The sequence below is a fragment of the Halobacteriovorax sp. RZ-2 genome, from assembly GCF_043196685.1.
GTDB lineage: Bacteria > Bdellovibrionota > Bacteriovoracia > Bacteriovoracales > Bacteriovoracaceae > Halobacteriovorax_A.
In genome coordinates this window covers 757492-776288 of record NZ_JBEBMR010000002.1, presented here as the reverse complement: position 1 = coordinate 776288, position 18797 = coordinate 757492, and the positions used below count along the sequence as shown (strand labels likewise).

Annotated in this window: 20 protein-coding genes; 10 read left to right on the top strand and 10 right to left on the bottom strand. The window is 38.1% G+C overall.

The window, feature by feature from the left end; translation table 11 throughout:
• Nucleotides 1–82 precede the first annotated feature (82 nt).
• Entirely contained in the window at nt 83–2062 is a 1980-nt protein-coding gene (locus ABMA78_RS09850) for a BCCT family transporter (protein ID WP_392860230.1), read from the bottom strand.
• Nucleotides 2063–2252: 190 nt separating this feature from the next.
• Between ABMA78_RS09850 and ABMA78_RS09845 the strand changes: the two genes are divergently transcribed.
• From ABMA78_RS09845 to ABMA78_RS09835, 3 genes are all read left to right on the top strand, one after another.
• Nucleotides 2253–2693, top strand: a complete 441-nt coding sequence (locus ABMA78_RS09845) for a CBS domain-containing protein (RefSeq protein WP_392859596.1) — start codon at nt 2253–2255, stop codon at nt 2691–2693.
• Between the two features lie 33 nt (nt 2694–2726).
• Nucleotides 2727–4019 (top strand): Na+/H+ antiporter NhaC family protein, encoded by a 1293-nt coding sequence (locus ABMA78_RS09840; protein WP_392859593.1) that lies wholly within the window; start codon nt 2727–2729, stop codon nt 4017–4019.
• Nucleotides 4020–4086: 67 nt separating this feature from the next.
• A complete protein-coding gene (locus tag ABMA78_RS09835) occupies nt 4087–5145 on the top strand; it encodes a hypothetical protein (RefSeq protein WP_392859590.1) in 1059 nt (352 codons plus the stop codon).
• On the opposite strand, the gene ABMA78_RS09830 is transcribed toward ABMA78_RS09835, so the two are convergent.
• Nucleotides 5134–5928: a hypothetical protein gene (locus tag ABMA78_RS09830; protein WP_392859587.1), complete on the bottom strand. Its 795-nt coding sequence runs from the start codon at nt 5926–5928 to the stop codon at nt 5134–5136. The two genes, ABMA78_RS09835 and ABMA78_RS09830, sit on opposite strands and share 12 nt — an antisense overlap.
• Before the next feature lie 99 nt (nt 5929–6027).
• Here ABMA78_RS09830 and ABMA78_RS09825 point away from each other — a divergent pair, with 99 nt between their 5' ends.
• Complete coding sequence (locus tag ABMA78_RS09825; RefSeq protein WP_392859585.1) at nt 6028–6414, top strand: hypothetical protein; 387 nt, start codon at nt 6028–6030, stop codon at nt 6412–6414.
• Between the two features lie 33 nt (nt 6415–6447).
• Nucleotides 6448–6807 (top strand): hypothetical protein, encoded by a 360-nt coding sequence (locus ABMA78_RS09820; RefSeq protein WP_392859582.1) that lies wholly within the window; start codon nt 6448–6450, stop codon nt 6805–6807.
• 38 nt (nt 6808–6845) lie between these two features.
• Here the strand turns inward: ABMA78_RS09820 and ABMA78_RS09815 are convergent, their stop codons facing one another.
• Nucleotides 6846–7295 (bottom strand): CBS domain-containing protein, encoded by a 450-nt coding sequence (locus ABMA78_RS09815; RefSeq protein WP_392859579.1) that lies wholly within the window; start codon nt 7293–7295, stop codon nt 6846–6848.
• 183 nt (nt 7296–7478) lie between these two features.
• Here ABMA78_RS09815 and ABMA78_RS09810 point away from each other — a divergent pair, with 183 nt between their 5' ends.
• Nucleotides 7479–8537, top strand: a complete 1059-nt coding sequence (locus ABMA78_RS09810; protein ID WP_392859577.1) for a CNNM domain-containing protein — start codon at nt 7479–7481, stop codon at nt 8535–8537.
• 18 nt (nt 8538–8555) lie between these two features.
• Here the strand turns inward: ABMA78_RS09810 and ABMA78_RS09805 are convergent, their stop codons facing one another.
• Complete coding sequence (locus tag ABMA78_RS09805; RefSeq protein WP_392859574.1) at nt 8556–9422, bottom strand: MBL fold metallo-hydrolase; 867 nt, start codon at nt 9420–9422, stop codon at nt 8556–8558.
• A 106-nt stretch (nt 9423–9528) separates the two neighbouring features.
• On the opposite strand from ABMA78_RS09805, the gene ABMA78_RS09800 reads away from it, so the two are divergent.
• A complete protein-coding gene (locus tag ABMA78_RS09800; protein ID WP_392859572.1) occupies nt 9529–10266 on the top strand; it encodes a sulfite exporter TauE/SafE family protein in 738 nt (245 codons plus the stop codon).
• Here the strand turns inward: ABMA78_RS09800 and ABMA78_RS09795 are convergent.
• From ABMA78_RS09795 to ABMA78_RS09775, 5 genes are all read right to left on the bottom strand, one after another.
• Nucleotides 10258–10764: an SRPBCC family protein gene (locus ABMA78_RS09795; protein ID WP_392859569.1), complete on the bottom strand. Its 507-nt coding sequence runs from the start codon at nt 10762–10764 to the stop codon at nt 10258–10260. The two genes, ABMA78_RS09800 and ABMA78_RS09795, sit on opposite strands and share 9 nt — an antisense overlap.
• A gap of 18 nt (nt 10765–10782) precedes the next feature.
• The gene (locus tag ABMA78_RS09790; RefSeq protein WP_392859566.1) at nt 10783–11157 is read right to left on the bottom strand and encodes a hypothetical protein; all 375 of its coding nucleotides are present in this window, start codon (nt 11155–11157) and stop codon (nt 10783–10785) included.
• Nucleotides 11154–11510: a hypothetical protein gene (locus ABMA78_RS09785; RefSeq protein ID WP_392859563.1), complete on the bottom strand. Its 357-nt coding sequence runs from the start codon at nt 11508–11510 to the stop codon at nt 11154–11156. The genes ABMA78_RS09790 and ABMA78_RS09785 overlap by 4 nt, the downstream gene beginning before the upstream one ends.
• Before the next feature lie 25 nt (nt 11511–11535).
• Complete coding sequence (locus tag ABMA78_RS09780) at nt 11536–12501, bottom strand: deoxyhypusine synthase family protein (protein ID WP_392859560.1); 966 nt, start codon at nt 12499–12501, stop codon at nt 11536–11538.
• Between the two features lie 72 nt (nt 12502–12573).
• Nucleotides 12574–13728 (bottom strand): hypothetical protein, encoded by a 1155-nt coding sequence (locus ABMA78_RS09775; protein ID WP_392859557.1) that lies wholly within the window; start codon nt 13726–13728, stop codon nt 12574–12576.
• Between the two features lie 137 nt (nt 13729–13865).
• Between ABMA78_RS09775 and ABMA78_RS09770 the strand changes: the two genes are divergently transcribed.
• The 3 genes from ABMA78_RS09770 to ABMA78_RS09760 are packed head-to-tail and all read left to right on the top strand — an operon-like array spanning nt 13866 to nt 16827.
• A complete protein-coding gene (locus ABMA78_RS09770; protein WP_392859555.1) occupies nt 13866–14954 on the top strand; it encodes an imelysin family protein in 1089 nt (362 codons plus the stop codon).
• Complete coding sequence (locus tag ABMA78_RS09765) at nt 14948–16312, top strand: di-heme oxidoredictase family protein (protein ID WP_392859553.1); 1365 nt, start codon at nt 14948–14950, stop codon at nt 16310–16312. Before ABMA78_RS09770 ends, ABMA78_RS09765 begins: the two co-directional genes overlap by 7 nt.
• Nucleotides 16312–16827, top strand: a complete 516-nt coding sequence (locus ABMA78_RS09760) for a hypothetical protein (RefSeq protein WP_392859551.1) — start codon at nt 16312–16314, stop codon at nt 16825–16827. Before ABMA78_RS09765 ends, ABMA78_RS09760 begins: the two co-directional genes overlap by 1 nt.
• A 25-nt stretch (nt 16828–16852) precedes the next feature.
• Here the strand turns inward: ABMA78_RS09760 and ABMA78_RS09755 are convergent, their stop codons facing one another.
• Nucleotides 16853–18769: an ABC transporter substrate binding protein gene (locus tag ABMA78_RS09755; RefSeq protein ID WP_392859548.1), complete on the bottom strand. Its 1917-nt coding sequence runs from the start codon at nt 18767–18769 to the stop codon at nt 16853–16855.
• Between the last annotated feature and the right edge of the window lie 28 nt (nt 18770–18797).

The window sequence follows — 18797 nt, the reverse complement described above, 5'->3', positions numbered from 1 at the left end:
TTAAAAATATCAATAATTGAGTAGGAAAAGGCGCCAATATTAGTAAATAACCAAAATTATTTGCCAAGTATTCGTGTCAGAGCTAAACCAGCTCCGAGTTCGTTAAATGCAGATACTGATAATGCTTTTCATATTGAGTAACAGCATCAGCAACAATTTGTTCTTTTGAATAACCATAGATATCGTACTCTTGCCCCCCACTTAGTAGGAAAACTTCTGCACGATAATACTTCTCTTGGTTACCAGGTAAGAAATCAGGAACTTCAAAGGACCTTAGATAAACCTCATACTTAAAGTCCTCAACTCCTTCCTTTTCAATAACAAGAGAGATTGCATCATCTTTACCATAGCGAATAACCGCTTCTAGTCCATTCTTGATAAACTCTTGCTGTAACTCTTTGAGTCCAGGCTCAACGACATCGGCCAGAAACTCCTCTGCAACTTTGTGCTTAGGATGACTTAAGAGAGCGTTTAAGTGCTCCTTCCAAGTCATACTCGCCTTCTCGTATTGAACAGAGCTTGTATGATTTAGAACCTGATTACGTAAGAGATAATCACTACGTAAGGACTTTATTAAACAATAAACTGCAATTAACAATAAGAAGATCATCGGAAATGCCGAGGCAATCGTCATTGTTTGCAGGGCCTCAAGACCCCCAGAGTGTAGAAGTACAGCTGCGACAACACCTTCTGTTACGGCCCAGAAAACTCTTTGCCAAACAGGCGGCTCTTGCTTCCCACCAGAGGCAAGAGTATCAATAACGAGTGATCCTGAGTCAGATGAACTTACAAAGAAAGTAATAACTAGGATGACTCCTAAGATTGAAAGTGCACTTGAGAATGGAAAGAACTCAAAGAAGCGAAATAGCGCAACAGGAACATTACCTGTAACAGCTGCAACAAATTCCCCCGTTGTATCTTTAAGTGCAATTGAGATCGCAGAGTTTCCAAATACAGTCATCCAAAGGAATGTGAAACCTGCAGGAACAAATAGGACTCCAATCATAAATTCACGAATGGTACGCCCTCTTGAAATACGAGCAATAAACATCCCTACAAATGGTGACCATGAAATCCACCAACCCCAGTATAGTAGTGTCCAACCACCGATCCACTCTTCTTTCTTCTCATAAGCATAAAGATTGAAAGTTTTGTAGATAATGTCTGAAAGGTACGATCCAGTATTTTGAACATATTGTTGAAATAAGTGGACAGTATCTCCTAAGACCATGACTGCAACGAGAAGTAAAACAGCAACTGCAAGATTAATATTTGATAGCTTCTTAATACCACCATCTAATCCCAGAACAACAGAGACTGTTGCCATTGCCGTAATGATTGCAATGAGTCCCACTTGAATCGTTTCTGATTGTGGAATACCGATTAGGTAATGAAGTCCTGCATTTACCTGAGCAACCCCAAAACCTAAAGATGTCGCAACACCAAACATTGTTCCAATTACGGCAAAGGTATCGACGATGTCACCAAGAGGGCCATGAACTTTCTCTCCTAAGATTGGATAGAAGGCCGATCTTGGAAGAAGTGGTAGACCTTTTCGATAACAGAAATAAGCAAGGCAGACGGCCAAAAGAGCATAGGCTCCCCAGGCATGTAGGCCCCAGTGAAAGAAGGTAATTTTCATTGCCTCCCGAGCACTCTCGATAGTCTGCGGGTCCCCTACAGGAGGAGAATTGAAGTGCATGATTGGCTCAGCAACTCCAAAGAAAAGTAGACCAATTCCCATCCCTGCAGAAAAGAGCATGGCAAACCAAGATAAGTTTGTATAGCTAGGCTCTGAGTGATCTGGGCCAAGTTTGATATCACCAAGGCGACTTACCATTAGCCAAAGTGATGTGAATAAAATGATTCCCATTGCTAAAACATAGACCCAACTGGCCTTAGCAATTAACCAAGCTTGTATCCCCTTAAAGAACTGACTTAAATGTCCTGGCCAAAAAGAGCCAACTGCAGTGATTAAGAGAATAAAGAAAGCTGAGGTAAAGAAAACATTTTTGTTGATTGTTGATTCGACGACTTCCGTCGATTTCGATTCTTTATTGATAACAAACTCCCCTTTAATTGGACCCGTACCGGGACCAACACAAAATAACGTATAAAAACCAATGCATTCTTATCGACATCTTGGCCAAGAATTTTAAAGTTAAATTTCTTTGATTTAACTTAACAAATTAATTACTCACACCAATCATGAATCCCACCGTTATAGCTTCTGTTACAACAACGAGGTAAATATGGAAATTACGAAGATAATGACAAAGAAGCCTATTACTATCACAGAAGATAAGACAGTAAAAGACGCTGCGAAGTTAATGTGTGATAAGCGAATTAGTGCGCTACCTGTTCTAAACAAAGATGGTGATGTCGTTGGGATCATTACGGAGTCTGATTTTGTTGGTAAAGAAGTCGAAGTCCCCCACGCTATGGCAAAGCTTAAGCAGGCTTTTGGGCATAACTTAAATTTCACTCAACTTGAAAAGACATACGAGCTTATTAAAGAAGTAAGAGTTGGTGAAGTCATGACAAGAAACGTGAAGTCCCTAACAGAAGAGACTGACCTTGAAGGCTATATACAATTTATGATTGAAAAGCATATTAAGCGAGTACCTGTGATCAAAGATAATAAGCTTGTTGGTATCGTCACTCGAAAAGATATCATTAAGTCATTTCTCTAGACTCAATTTATAGCGATATGGTAAGGTGCTTTCATGTCTCATATTAAGCAAAAGATTTCACTTTTACCGCTATTATTATTTGTCGTTATCTACTTAGGCTCTGGGATCTATTTCCAGATGAAAGGTGTTAAACACGCCTTCTATCAAGTGCCGGCACCGATTGCAATTCTACCAGCAATCCTCCTTGCCTTCTTTATTACAAAAGATACTTTCAATAATAATGTTTCTAAATTTGTAAAAGGAATTGGGCATCCTGATATCATTACCATGTGTCTCATCTATCTTCTTGCTGGAGCATTTTCAACGATTGCAACAGAAACAGGTGGAGTTGATGCTATCGTTAACCTAGGCCTATCAATCATTCCAAACTCCCTCATTCTTCCGGGAGTCTTTGTTATCTCAGCCCTTGTTTCGACGGCCATGGGAACATCAATGGGAACAATCGGTGCGATCGGCCCAATCGCTCTTTCAATGGCAGCCAAAACAGATATCAACCTAGGAATCCTAGCAGGGGCCGTGATGTCTGGGGCGATGTTTGGTGATAACCTATCTGTAATCTCTGATACGACCATTGCGGCCACAAGAACACAGGGTTGTAATATGCGAGATAAATTTCAAGAGAACTTTAAAATTGCATCATTTGCGGCCCTGATAGCTATTGTTGTTTACTTCTTTCTTATTTCAGCTCCCAATGTAGCAGTTGAAAAACCAACAAATTTATTTTTAGGTCTACCATACTTCTTCATTCTCTTACTTGCTATCTTAGGAGTGAATGTCTTTGTTGTCTTATCAGGAGGAATTATCCTTGCTGGTATCGTTGCGCTATTTAATGGATTTGATTTCTCGACAATTATAGGGCTGACTTACCGAGGCTTCAGTAATATGCAAGAGATCTTCCTACTCTCCCTTTTAATCGGTGGGCTTAGTGAGTTCATTAGATCAGAAGGTGGACTAGACTATATCTCTCATAAGATTCAAAGACTGATTTCTAAGCTTGCACACTTAAATAAGAATGCTGCTGACCAAATTGGTATTGGACTCTTATCTGCTCTCACAAATATGTGTGTCGCAAATAATACGGTTTCTATTATTATCGTTGGCCCTATTGCAAAGAAGCTTGCTGTGCAGGGAAATATCTCACCTAAGAGAAGTGCTTCTCTCATTGATATTTTTAGCTGTGTAGTTCAAGGCCTACTTCCTTATGGCGCCCAAGCATTGCTTCTGGGTGTGACCTTTAAGATCTCTCCTTGGGAAGTTGTCACAAACTCTTACTACTGTATGATTCTACCGTTTATCGCCCTAGGCTTCATCTTTACAAGACGTTAGACCGTATAATTATTGCGATTTCACCTATTTCCATTGAGATGAGCAGGGATTTTTGTCATAAAGACTCATGCAAAATTCCTTCATTAAGTATTTATTATTTATCTCATTATCAATTCAAGTATATGCACTTAGTGAATATGCCGCTAGTTTTGAGACAGTAAATAGCGCGAAATGTAGCACAAAGGTTCCAAGTAATTGGCAAATCACTCAATATGCAAGGCCTTATCTCAATACAAAAATTGATGAAGCCTATTCACTACTTGTTAAGACTTACGTCTATAATGGTTTAAAAGACAAAGCAGATTTTAAAACTAAAATAGCGGCGGCCAATAAATGTCACACAAAATCTTGTAAGCTTAAAGAATTATTTGAAAGTGATGAACTCATCGAGAAATCAATCTTCTTACTTTTTAAGTACGGCCTTAATACTTCTCCTTATGCAAACAAGGATGCGGCCTTACTTGATTTAGAACAAATGGATGCCATTATCAAAGGTGTAAATCTTCTTCCAACTCACCTTCCAAAGTTATGGGTTAGTAAAAGACTGGTTCGCCATATTAAGAAAGATATCGGTTACGGCCATCGTGGAATGATCTTTGCGAATGCTTCAATTGAGCTTTACGCTCCTTGGGATCGCGAGCTTGATGAAGATGGTAAGGCCTACAGCCTCTTTCATGAACTTGGACATAACCTCGCCTACTTCTATAACTTAAACTACTCATCTTTTTGGTGGGATATGTCTGGATGGATCGATCACCCAATGGGGTGGCGCTATAACCGCGATGAAATGGTTTCAAAGTACGGGCAAACAAATCCAAGCGAAGATGCAGCAGAAAGTATCGCGGCCTACCGTTTAAACCCGACTCATTTAAAGAAGGTATCACCAAAGAAGTACGCCTTTATTCGTGACTATATCTTCTTAGGGCAAGAGTATCTAAATGGATCAAGCTGTTCTAATACGCCAGTTAAAAGCTACTTAGAGAAGCTTATTTCAAGCGCTCATAAAACGTGCAAGAGTAACGATTGTCTTATCACTAATATCAAAACTAAGATAAAAGATGACAATCGCTACCCATTATTTCTAAAGGCGAAGGATGACTTCTTTAAAACTTTCCTAACCAGGTAATTGTCCTCGGTTAAGAGAGATATGAAGATGAAGAACTTCGTTATTGTAACGATTATCCGACTCGTCTGATAAGCGCACAATATCTGAAATTGAATCAATCTGATTTTTGATAAGAGAAAGATATCTTGGGGAGATTCTTCGAATCATCATCTTATTGACGAGATTTTGAAACTTAAAGTTTCGGCCAAACTCCATATCCCAATCGTCAAACTTACCGTAGGCCTTCTTAATCGCCTCACTCTCCTCTTTTGGAAACCTAAACTCAGTTGATCTTGCATAGATCAATCCATCTTGTTCAAAGGCTATCTCGGCCTTGATAAGATCGTTAACAACACTCTTTTTAATGGCATAAGTTTTAAGTTCGCTAATCTTTAAAGCACTTCTTGAAAGAGTCAAAATAAGAAAGAGAAAGTAATGAGACTTCGTTTGAGCAAGTGTATTAATCTGCATGACAGAGAGGTAGCGTTGTCCTTGATTGGCCTTTGCAGCGACTTCTATGACCTTCTCATCACTCTGATTATCCTCTTTAAATAAGTAATCAAAAGAAGAGAATTGATTGCGACAAAAGCTTAAAATAAGAATATTGGCATCCTTCGTCTTAAGACACTTAGCAATTTGATTAACGATGGCAGAAGAAGGAAAAGCATCCCCTTTTTCAATCTTAACGAAATATTGATAATTGCAGTCCAAACCTTTCTTTGCCAGTACTTCATAGAATGATTTCGCACTCTTATAACCGTTTGCCTTTCTAATCTTAACCAAATCTTGACCAAAGTGATCCATAAATCTCCTGACAGGCGACTATCGCCTAATAGAATACTTTTCAATGAATTATCGGAATTATAGAACTCATTCATTAATAAAATTTGGAGATAATAATAAATGAAAAAGCTAATTGCTCTGCTACTAATTTGCCTTACGACTTATGCTGGAAACGGTGTTGAGCGCGGAAGAGTAATCTTAACGGGACAATTTAAAATTCAAAAAGAGATTAGAAATTATCTTTCAAAAGAGTTAACGAAGTGTTCTCTAGGACTTTCTCAAGAGAGATTTGATATCAGAAATATCGCAATTTCTGAGGATCGAGTTGATCAAGGGATCACTGACTACTACTACAAAATTGAACTTACCCACTTAGATAATATTGGAAATAATCTAAATGACATCAAGATTGAAATTGAAGATGCTGATTATAATAACTGGCGCCGTTACGAAGAGAAGCTATCGATTCAATTGCTATCTGATGTGAAAGGAAATTGTAATCTTTAATTAATAATACACTTACTAACAACGGAGAAAAAAATGAAATTTATTCTAGTAGCACTTATGACTCTTTCGGCATCAGCTTCAATCATCAACTCAACTTTTGAAGCACGTCACAATGACAAAATCGTTGACGCTATCATCAACGAGTGTAACGTAATGAAAGACCTTACTCTTGTTTCAACAGAGAAAGTAAAAGTTGTTGTTGACCAAGGGATCGTAGACTACAAATTCGTATCAACTTTCACAGGAAAGCAAAGATACGATCAAAATATGTTTGATCACTATGAAATTACAGTAGAATCTTGGCTATTTGATGGTTATGACCACACAACTCAAGAAGCTAACTGGTACAATGTAGAATCAGTAAATTGTGAAATGACTGCAGAAATGCAATAAAAAGAAAAAAAAAGAAAGGCCTCATTAGAGGCCTTTTTTTATTTTACGCTTTCAAAAGCTTTTAAAATATCTTTTCTTGTAATGATTCCAACTAGCTTATCCCCGTCACATACAGGAATTCTCTTAAGTTGTTTTTTCATCATAAGCTCAACAACAGCAGTTAGAGAGTAATCTGAAGTAACAGTCGTTACATTCTTTGTCATAATCTCAGATAGTGGCTTACTCTTTGCTTTCTTGTAAATATCTTCAACATCACCAAGATTATAATCCATTCCAAATAGTCTCTTGATAGAAGCTAGTGCATGTGGAATCTCAACTTCTCTACCGATAAAGTCAGATTGAGTTACAATTCCAACAAGCTTATCACTGCTATCTAAAATTGGCATAACACTCACACCTAGATCAAGCATCGATTTTGCAGCATCTGCAACAGTTTGAGTATCGCGACAAGTTGTTACATCTTTAGTCATAAATTCAGTTACTTTCATATAAACCTCAATTTTCTATTAATCCCGTCTATTTTAACTTAAACTTGGCCCCTTAGCTATCATTATGAACATGTGCCTAAAACCGACTATAACGATAAAGTACTTAAATCCAATATATATTATGCATCATTTTTGGCCGTTACTTAATTTGACACAAAATTAAGGCCAAATTAAAGTATAGTAATGCTAATTGTTTATATAGTCATCTCGATTGGCGTCTCTTTTCTTTGCTCCATAATGGAAGCTGTCCTGCTCTCCATAACTCCGAGCTTTATTTTGGCCTCCCAGCGCCAAAATCGTAGCTATGCAACGGCACTGAAAAAGTATGCTTCAAATAAAGACGAGTCCATTTCTGCAATCCTTACCCTAAATACATTTGCTCACACCCTTGGTGCTGCTGGTGTTGGGTCTGAGTCCATCCAAATGTTTAAGGACATGGGAATCAGTGGTGCTAATTTAGAGTACTACCTATCAGCTGTTTCCATCATTTTAACTTTGGCAATCCTCTACTTATCAGAAATCATTCCGAAGTCTCTTGGGCATCATTATTGGAAGAGCTTAACTCCTTCCCTATTAAAGATTCTTCCTCCATTGATCTTTATTTTAAAGCCAATACTCTTTATATCAATGACATTGATGAGGTTATTAAAGACAGAGGCCGAACATAAGATGAGCCGAGAAGAAGTTGAATCAATGATTGAATTAGGTGTTCAAACAAAGGCCCTAGCAAAAGATGAGGGGGAATTCTTAAAAGAGTCTCTCTTGGCATCTCGAAAAGTCATTGAAGAAGTCATGACACCTGCACGCAAGGTCTTTATGGTACATGTCGAAGACACCATTGCCTCTGTCTATGACCTGAAAGCTCCAGTAACACGCATCCCATGTTATGGAGAGAGTGTTAATGAAATTAACGGCTATATCCATAAAGAAGATATTGCAAAATCAATTATTGAAAACAATAAAGACAAAAAGCTTTATGAATTAGATATCATAAGGCCTATTGCTATTGTCAATCGCCAAACCCCACTTCGAAATCTCTTTAAGCGCTTTATTCGAGAAAAGGAACATATCGCCATGGTGAGTGATGACTACGGAACAATTCTAGGAGTGATTACACTTGAAGATATTGTTGAGACATTCTTTGGAATTGAAATTATGGATGAGTTTGACGAAGTTGAAGATCTACAAAGTCAGGCCAAGGATGAGATCTTAGCTGAAGAAAAAAAAAGAGAGCACCTGTAGCACTCTCTTATTAGTTTTTTAATCTTTAAATGTTAATGGCATTTGAAGGTATCTCACGCCATTATCTTGTGGCGCTGGCATATGCCCTCCACGAATATTTACCTGAATACTTGGTAGCAGAAGCTTTGGTGCAGCAAGTGTCTTATCGCGACTTGTGCGAAATTGTACATACTCTTCACGACTCGTATCTGCTCTAAGATGTACATTACTCTTCTTATTCTCACCAATAGTACTCTTGTACTTTAGCTCTCTACCGCCTGGCTGATAGTCATGACCAGTGTAAACATTTGTCTCATCTGGTAACGTATAAAGCTTCTTTGTAATTGAGTCATAAAGTGCATTTGCATCTCCACCAGGAAAATCACATCTTCCCGTACCATAATCAGGCATAAAGAGAGCGTCCCCTGTAAAGACATTATTACCAATGATAAATGAAGAACACGCTGGAGTATGCCCAGGAGTGAAGATCGTTTTTACTTCAATTGTTCCGGCCACGAGTGGTTCATCTTCATTTAAAAAAGCATCGAAGTCTTCAAGCTTAATCTCTTTTAAAATATTAAACTTTGCACCAAAAACTTCTTGAACAATTTTAATATTCTCGTTGATCGCAACTTTTACACCAGGAAAGAAGTCCTTAAGTTTTAAGGCCCCTGTTAGGTGGTCAGCGTGTGCGTGAGTTTCTAAAATATAGTGAGGCTTAAGTCCCGCTTCTTTTACAAAGATAGCAACTTTTTCAACTGACTCTGTCGTGATTGTTGATGATGCTTGATCATAATCAAGAACTGGGTCGATAATCACAGCATCCTTTGTCACGTCATCATAGACAACATAAGTTAGTGTGTAAGTTTGCTCATCAAAGAATGTTTTTATATTTAAATTATCCATAATTTCCTCCTATCATAGAGTAAATAAATTTATGAGAAAAGACATTGACCCCCATCAATGTTTAAGAAAAATTAATCCCCTATACTGATTTCAGGAGGAAATATATATGGCATATCTATTAGCACTTATCGCGGGAACAACTCTTGGGCTCTTAGGCGGAGGCGGTTCAATCCTAGTCGTTCCAATCTTAGTTTATATTGTCAAAATCGATCCAAAGATTGCCATTACCATGAGTTTAGCAATTGTCGGCCTAACAGGCTTTATGGGGACACTAAGACATCACAAGAATGGAAATGTTATGGTGAAATTAGCATTTCAATTTGGTGCCATGACAATGCTTTCAACTTATCTTGGAACTTACCTGGCCTCTTTCATTAGTGGACAGGTTCAACTCTATATCTTTGCAGGAATCATGCTCTTGGCCTCGGTTTCGATGCTAAAAAATGGTAAGAATATCAAGGTTAAATCGTCATCAAATCTAACGATTTTTGGGGCTGCGAGTGTTGTCGGGATTGTCACTGGTCTTATTGGAGTTGGTGGCGGATTCCTCATTGTACCAGCACTGGTAAACTTCTTTCATGTCCCAATGAAGAAGGCGATTGGAACTTCCCTGCTAATTATAGCGATTAACTCTCTGATTGGTTTTGTGGGAAATATTATCAACTCACCTAACCTAGAACTTGATTATCAATTTATTGCTATCTTTACAGCTCTGGCCATTGTTGGTTCACAATTTGGTTCGGCCCTGACTCATAAGCTACCACAAGAAAAACTTAAAAAGATTTTTGGTTACTTCTTAATTGTGATGGGAATTTTTATGATTGTTAGAGAAACACTACTCTAATTTCTTCTTTAATTTCTTCAAATACTTTTTCATAAGAACACCGTATAATTTTACCACGACCTCTGGCTTTGCATTAAAGCCAAAGGTCTCTTTAATCATACGACGATCAAAGTCCACCACATACGTAAAGAGAGTTCCATTCTCACCTTCTTTAAACATGCGATTACTTCTTAAGAAATATGGATTTGATCTTACTGTTTCAAATAAAGCCTGATAAGGAGCATTTAATTCAATCAGTTCAGTTGTCGTAATAAAGTGCTTACGAATACCAATCCATGCATCTTCTCTAAAAGTGCTCCCGATTTCAAAAGTACGAGAGTTCGTTGCCATATCATTAACTTCACTACGCCAATGATGATCATTCATTGGGTCGGCCACAAATTCAAAAACTTCTTCAATTGGTGCATCGATTTCGATACTGCCAGTGACTTGGACAGTCTCAATTGCAAAAGTAATATTTGAAATAAGTAGCGTAATTAGAAGTAAAAGATTTTTCATATAAAAATGATGGCAATCTTAATTTGATCTGGCAAGTTTACGTCCAAAATATAAAGTCAATTGGATGATCAAAACACTCAAGAATGCACTCGTTCCAAGTGCTCCACCATAGCCTTTTAGATATGGGACGAGGTATTGAAAGAAAAGAGCAAAGAAAACTGCACCGATGACAATGGTATAATTATGCATCTTTGTAGGACAACTCATTCCCACAAAAGTTGAGCCAAAGAATATCACGGCCATCATTTCATAATTGGGCACTGTAAAATATAAGATCGCATAAGCAACTAAAGTTAAAAGACCGGAAGCTCTAATGGCCCCTATCTTCTTAAAGCGTGATAGGTGAAAAGTTGAAAGTGCACCGATGAGTGAAACTCCAATTGCAGTAATCATATGATACTCCCCTTGATAAAGAAGAATAAGGCAACACTAACAAAGGCAATCGTTCCAAGCTTTCCGCCAAAGCCTTGAAAGATTCTTAATGTATAGAAATATAGAATTGCACCAATAAGAGAGATTCCTAAAATCTCCCAGTAATTTGAGACCAACTCACTAGAGCACATGCCTGCAAAGCTTCCACTATAGACTGCTGCTTGCAGAGTCATTCTCATTGGAATGAGACCAGCGATTAGGCCAACAGTTGCGGAGGCAATGACTGGAGACCAGCTGAATTGTGAATGTAAGATGAAACAAAAAAGGCATCCTAAAAAGAATGCCCCAAATTTGTATAAAAATTGTATTCTCATGCCCCTCTATCTTAGAGCAATGAACTTAGTTTTCCAACACGTAATGGAAAACAAGTGGCGCAACAATCGTTGCATCGGACTCAATAATGAACCTTGGAGTTCTTGAAGATAGTTTCCCCCAAGTGATCTTTTCATTTGGAACAGCTCCTGAATAAGAACCGTAACTTGTTGTCGAGTCAGAGATTTGGCAGAAGTATGACCATAGAGGAACATCGTCTTCCATATCTTGGTTAAGCATTGGAACAACACAAATTGGAAAATCTCCGGCAATACCACCACCAATTTGAAAAAAGCCGATACCACCATCACCACAATTTTCTGGGTACCACTTTGCAAGAAACATCATGTACTCAATTCCGTTTTTGACAAGTGAAGGCTCAAGCTCTCCAGTTAAGCAGTATGAAGCAAAGATATTTGCTGTTGTTGAATCTTCCCAACCTGGAACGATAATAGGAAGGTTCTTTTCACAAGCGGCCATAACCCAAGAGTTTGCCACATCTGTTTCAAATTCTTTTGCAAAGTCTTCACGACGAAGAATACGATAAAGAAATTCGTGAGGAAAGAGTCTCTCCCCTGCTTTGGCAGCATTTGACCACTCTTCAAAGAGATACTTTTGAAGTTTTCTAAAGGCAGTCTCCTCTGGAATACAAGTATCAGTCACACGGTTAAAGCCTTGCTCAAGAAGCTCTTCTTCTTGCTCTGGACTGAGGTCTCTATAATTTGGAATTCGCTTATAGTGGTTATATGCGATGAGATTCATAATATCTTCTTCAAGGTTTGCACCTGTACAAGAAAGAATCTGAACCTTATCCTGACGAATCATTTCAGCAAGTGAAACCCCAAGCTCTGCCGTACTCATGGCACCAGCAAGAGTGATCATCATCTTCTTCCCACTATTTAAATGGTCGACATAGGCCTTCGATGCATCAACAAGTGAAGCGGCATTAAAGTGTCGATAATTGCGACTAAAGAATTGGGCCATTGTACTCATAATAAATCTCCTGACATAGCCAAAATAGAACGAGACTTATTACACCACAATGTAGATCCAAGTCTACATAAATTAGTCAAAAATATTATAATTTGAAGAGTACATGAGCCCGATCACACTAGTGTCTGAAGGACCATCTTGATTCTGGTAATAAAGACCAAAAATAGGGCTGGCCTTTCGGTTAGTTAGCTTAAACCCCATGGATGCCTCGTAGGTACGAGTGATATTTTCAGGTAAGTCTTGCGCCACTCTATTTTCGACTTCACGGTACTGGAGGCCAAATAGAAATGAGTATGTCGTTCCCTTATAGAATTTAGACATCGTATATTCAGGAGTACTCAATCCAAATTTAAGCCATATATCATCTGAAAAGTTATTTCGATTTTGCTCTTGGTTCGGATCAAAAGAAATAATATCTTTAGAAATATCATAGAATATTTCAAATGAAGGCGACCAACTATCTGTAGATAAATAACTGTAGCCAATATTTAATCCCGTATTACTCTTATAACTCGGTTTACTTACAACTCTATTAAATACGGCCGGATCTGCATCAACACGAGAAAAGCTCTCCTGAGTACTTGATGAAGAATACTTGATCCCAGGAAAGAGAACCGAAGCACTCAAAAAGTGCTTCCTTTCGATATAAGATGCACTTAAAAGAGTATTAATAATAATATACTTTGTTCGATCATTTACTGTTTCAAGATATTCGCTACCAGCAATATTCCCATAGAAAGTAGCAAATGTTTTTGAAGATTGAATATCAAGACTACCAGAAAAACCGACGGCGAATTTATCATTTAGCTTCTTTGCTGCGCTAATTCCAAGCACCGTCTCTTCGGCCTGAATATCTGCACTTCCTTTAAATTCATTCGTACTAAAATTGATCGTTCCATTATTTGTTCCACTATAGGTAACAAAATTCGTGAATGTTATGCCAAAGAAGTCCCCTGCAAAACCTGTGAAATAAGGAATGAACTGACTCTCAAAATCGCTACCAGCTGTTCCCTCAACATCAATATCTTGCCTCGAGTACATAAGGCCAAAGTAGATCTTGATTTCATCACGCTTTAGATAGGCCGTGGCAGATGGAAACACCAAGGCAGCACCAATATCACCTGGACGAGATGTCGTATTTCCCAAAAAGCCTGACTCATGGCCAATAGGCAATGCAAATAAACTTAGTGAAAATAGAACTAGGGTTACGATTCGAAATAAAGACATACAGAAAATTAAATCACCCTAAGTAAATAAAGTCTATTCCTATAAAAAAATGAACTTAATTGTTGATATTAACTAATGTTTGATGTATCAAACCATAGTTTCGACAAACAATCATAATTTTAACAAAGGATAAGAATATGTTAAAAAGATCTATCTTACTGATTTCATTAGGTTTAGGCTTAAATACTTCTGCTGCAACAACAGCGCAGTCAGTGATCGAAGGTTACACGAACCTTGTTTACAAGACTTATACAGAGTCTCTTGATAAGGCGATCACTCTTCAAGAAGACGTTGAATTCTTCATCTCCAACCCAGGTGTTATGACACTTGAGATGGCAAGAGAATCTTGGAGACAAGCAAGAGCTCCTTATGGACAATCAGAAGTTTTCAGATTCTACAATGGGCCAATTGATAGTGACGAAGGTCCAGAGGGACTTCTAAACGCATGGCCACTTGATGAAGCCTATATCGACTATGTTGAAGGTGCACCAAACGCAGGTATCGTAAATAACGTTGCTGATTACCCAGTTATCAACAAAGAAGTTCTTTCTTCACTTAATGAACTTAATGGTGAAAAGAATATCTCTACTGGTTACCACGCGATTGAATTCCTACTTTGGGGACAAGATCTTTCAGTTGATGGTGCAGGAGACAGACCTCACACTGATTACGTTATCGGTCTAGGGCAAAACGCTGAGAGACGTGCAGTTTACCTTTCAACAGCAACTGATCTTCTTATCGATCACTTAACTGAGCTTGTTGATGCTTGGGCACCTAATAAGGAAAATTACAGAGCAGCTTTTGAAGCAAAAGACCAAAAAGAAGCGCTTAATAATATTCTTTCAGGAATGATCTATATGTCAGGAGATGAGCTTTCGGGTGAAAGAATGTTTGTTGCTTGGGAAACTCAAGGACAAGAAGATGAGCACTCATGCTTTTCTGATATGACTCACATGGATATTCAGTGGAACTTCTGGGGTGTTGCAAATATTTTAAAAGCAACAGGAATCCTAGGTCTGACAGATAACACAGTTCTTACGACAACAATCGACAACAGAGTTGCAAAGATTAACAAAATGCTTGCAGGCCTTCCTGTACCATTTGATCAAGCAATTCTTGATGAGAATGCAAGGCCAGAAATTCTAGCTTCAATCGAAGAGATGGAACAACTTGCAATCGAGCTTGTTGAAGTTTCTAAAGAATTAGAGACACCTGTACAATGGTAAGAGCTCTTGTTCTCACATTAATTTCAGTATTAAGTTTTAATACATATTCCAGTGAAAAGTTCCCGGCCGGTGCCGGGACTACACTGGACTTTTCCGTAAATGCCTTCTCACACCCGATGAGTGGAACACGTGGCATGCTTAGACGACAGTTCCAAGTTGGAAATAGCTTCTTTAAAGGAGCATGGGTAACATCCCCTTCTTCCACTCCCCTAAGAGATGGATTAGGGCCAATTTTTAATGCGACTTCTTGTACCGCTTGCCACCTACTAGATGGACGCGGACGTGGCCTTCCTGATAGTGACGGCAAAACTGATATCTCCCTACTCTTTCGCCTTAAGAAGGTGGCTGAAAATGGAGAGACTTCACCACACCCAACTTATGGCGATCAATTTCAACCTCATAGTATTGAGGGTGTCCAGGGAGAAGGAGAAGTCTTCGTAAAGTTTGAAACAATTAAGGGAAGCTTTGCCGATGGTGAAGTTTACGAGCTAAAGAAACCAAACTATATCTTTAGAAAACTAGCGTTAGGAAACTTAGGAGACAATACGATTGTCTCACCACGAGTTGGTCCACAAATGATTGGACTCGGACTTCTTGAAAATATTAATGAAGAAGATATTCTTGCAGGAGAAGATCCTGAAGATTTAAATAAAGACGGTATTTCAGGCCGTGCAAATTATATCTACTCAGTTATTGAACAAAGACAAACTCTTGGACGCTTTGGTTGGAAAGCTTCTCGTCCAAACCTCTTAGAACAAAATGCTGCCGCATTCAATGGTGATCTAGGAATCACAAGTCCCCTCTTTCCTACAGAAGAATGCACTCTCGTTCAAATTGATTGTTTAGAGAAACAAACGCAGGAAGATATCTCAAGAGAGCTTTTAGATAAGGTAACGCTATACACGCAGTTAATCTCTGTTCCTGCTAGAAGAGACATTCATGATCCGAGTGTTAAGAATGGAAAGAAACTATTTCATCAAATAAGCTGCCAAGCTTGTCATAGGCCAGATTTTACGACAGGTTCAAACTCAAAATATCAGGTCTTAAATAATCAAAAGATTTATCCATATACGGACATGCTCCTACATGACATGGGAGATGAGCTGGCCGATGATACACGCTCTTATGAATTTGAAGGAAAGGCCACAACAAGAGAATGGCGAACACCTCCCCTTTGGGGACTAGGGCTTGTAAAGAGCGTAAATGGCCACACTCGCTTTCTACATGATGGACGTGCACGAAACCTGCAAGAAGCAATCCTATGGCACGGCGGAGAGGCACAAAAGTCCAAGGATGAATTTATTAAATTAACAAAGAAAGATCGAGACGATCTCATTAAATTTCTTAGGAGCCTATAATGAAGAATTTAATTCTATTAGTAACACTTCTAACTAATCCAGTAAGTGCCCAAATTTGGCCACTACCAACTGGAACAACATATTTCGTTAAGGGAACAGGATACGACTGTGGCGAATTCATCAGACGCTACAAAGTTGAATACACAACAACACCAAAGGTATTCTCTGAGAAAGGAATTAAATTCGATCTCTTAACAGCAGATAGTGACTTAAATGTATTTTCAATTGAATCCTCTTGGAACACAGAATCTGGTCAAACGTGTCACTTTGGCCTCTTCTTTAATCGTGCAAGAGAGACGAGAACACTTGATCTTGACTATACAAAATCACAAACAAATGGATCACCAGAAGCATGTTTAGAAAATGAAGAGCTATTAAAGAGCAAGCTTCAATCTTCTGCATATGAAGCTTCAAAAAGAGGTATTCGTTATATTGCAGTTGATATCCTAAATGAAGAAAATGAGGTTTGCGATGGTAATCGCGTCAGATTAATTTTTGATCGTCGAGCTCAGTAATATATGTAGTGGCACGCAAGTGCCACTATTCTACTTTAAGTGGAATGGTAAAAACGAAGCGAGTTAAGGACGAACTTTCATCGAGATAGAACTCACCACCATGCTTTTCAATATTATTCTTAGAAATACTTAGGCCAAGTCCTGTTCCTCTATTCTTCTTCTTTGTTGTAAAGAAGGGCTCCATAATCTTGCCACGAATATCTTCAGGAATCCCTCTTCCTGTATCAGTAATAGAAATTTCCACGTAGTCCTGATCATACTTTTTGATAGGAACGGCCTTTAAGTTAATCTTCCTCTCTCCTTTAACATTGATAAGCTCATCAAATGAGTTATTGATTAGATTAAGAAGAACTTGAGCGACTTGAACAATTGAGCCATGAATAATAATTGATTCATCGACATTTATATTGAATTCAATATCATTCTCTTTAAATTTTTCATAACATAGAAATGTCACATCTTCTACGGCCTCAATCAAGTGGAAGTTTGCAAACTTTGACTTATCTCCATCTTTCGCAAGATGTTTTAAACCTTTAATAATTTTCGAAATTCTAAATGTCGTACTTGAAATACGGCCAGCATTCTTGATGATATTATCAGAGCTGGTACGCTGAGAAATTCGATTGGCACTCAAGTCGATAATTGTTAATGGATTATTAATCTCGTGTGCAATACCGCTGGCCATCTCACCAATTGACGCTAAACGAGCAGAGTTAATGATTTGTGACTGCTGCTGCACTAGCTGTACCGTGCGATCATGGACATTACGTTCTAGTTTCTCATTCACTTTAATGAGAGAGTCCTTATAGCTACGCTGCTTCTCAAAGAAGTATAGTAAGATAAAGAAGAAAATACACAAGCAAACAAAGCATGCAAAAACGACTAAAAGTTCCGACTTGTACTCATGATAAAACTGAAAGAAGCTAGAAGAATAACTTATGACCTTAGATCTTTCTGGTAGCTTATTGATATCAATATCATATCTCTTTAGTTGATCTAGATCGAAAACGAGGTCATTAATCGATTCAATAATTAGTGGGATCTCTGATATTTTCTTTTTTCCAGAAAGAAACTCATCTGCCATGCGAGCAATCTCTCTTCCATAGATCGTACCATCAGAAACATTTCCACCGACGATTCCCTTATTTAAAAAGACCTTATTAAAACCATAGATTGGTTGCGCTGAAACTTTACTAAGATTCTTAATATTTTCATCTAACTCAAAATACTTTCCATCTCGATCTCTTGCATAAACTCCAAAGAGAACGATTGAGTCATCTTCAAAGTGCTTGGCCATTTCATAGACTTCTTCCATATTGTAATTTTCAATATAGATTACTTTCTGCTTAAGCTTCATCTTCTCAAATGAAGTTTCAAATTGCTTTTTAAGGTAGCGGCCAGTTGGAGTAAATTGTGTGTTTATCACATAAATCTTTTTGGCCGTAGGGTTGATATCAAGGGCGCCCTTAACAGTGGGAATAACATCAAAAGTTTCAACAACTCCCGTGAAGTTCTTCTCTGTTCGATAGAGATCACGTTTAAACTTATCGTAGCCATTTACACCGCTAAAGATGATAGGAGCATCATTGAAGATTTCTCTTCGATACTTGATTGCAAAGTCGAAGGCATAATCATCAGTTGTTACAATTAAATCAATTTTATGAGAGCTAAATTTTGTCGCATAGAGTTTCGCTAGGATTTCATCATATTCACGCCCAAAGAATCTCTTAGAGTCCATATACTCTGTATAGAACTTCATTGAATAATTACTGCGACGATGCACGTGAAAACGAAAGGAGCTATCAAGTTCTTCAGTCCAAACATTCCCCTTCTCATAAGAGTGCAACATAAGAATTTCAAACGCATCTGATGCTTGAACAAGGGAGCTTAAAAAGAAAAATAAAAATGCAATGGACCGGCCGATGACCTTTAAACTAATCATTATAAATAAATATCACTTATTACTTAGA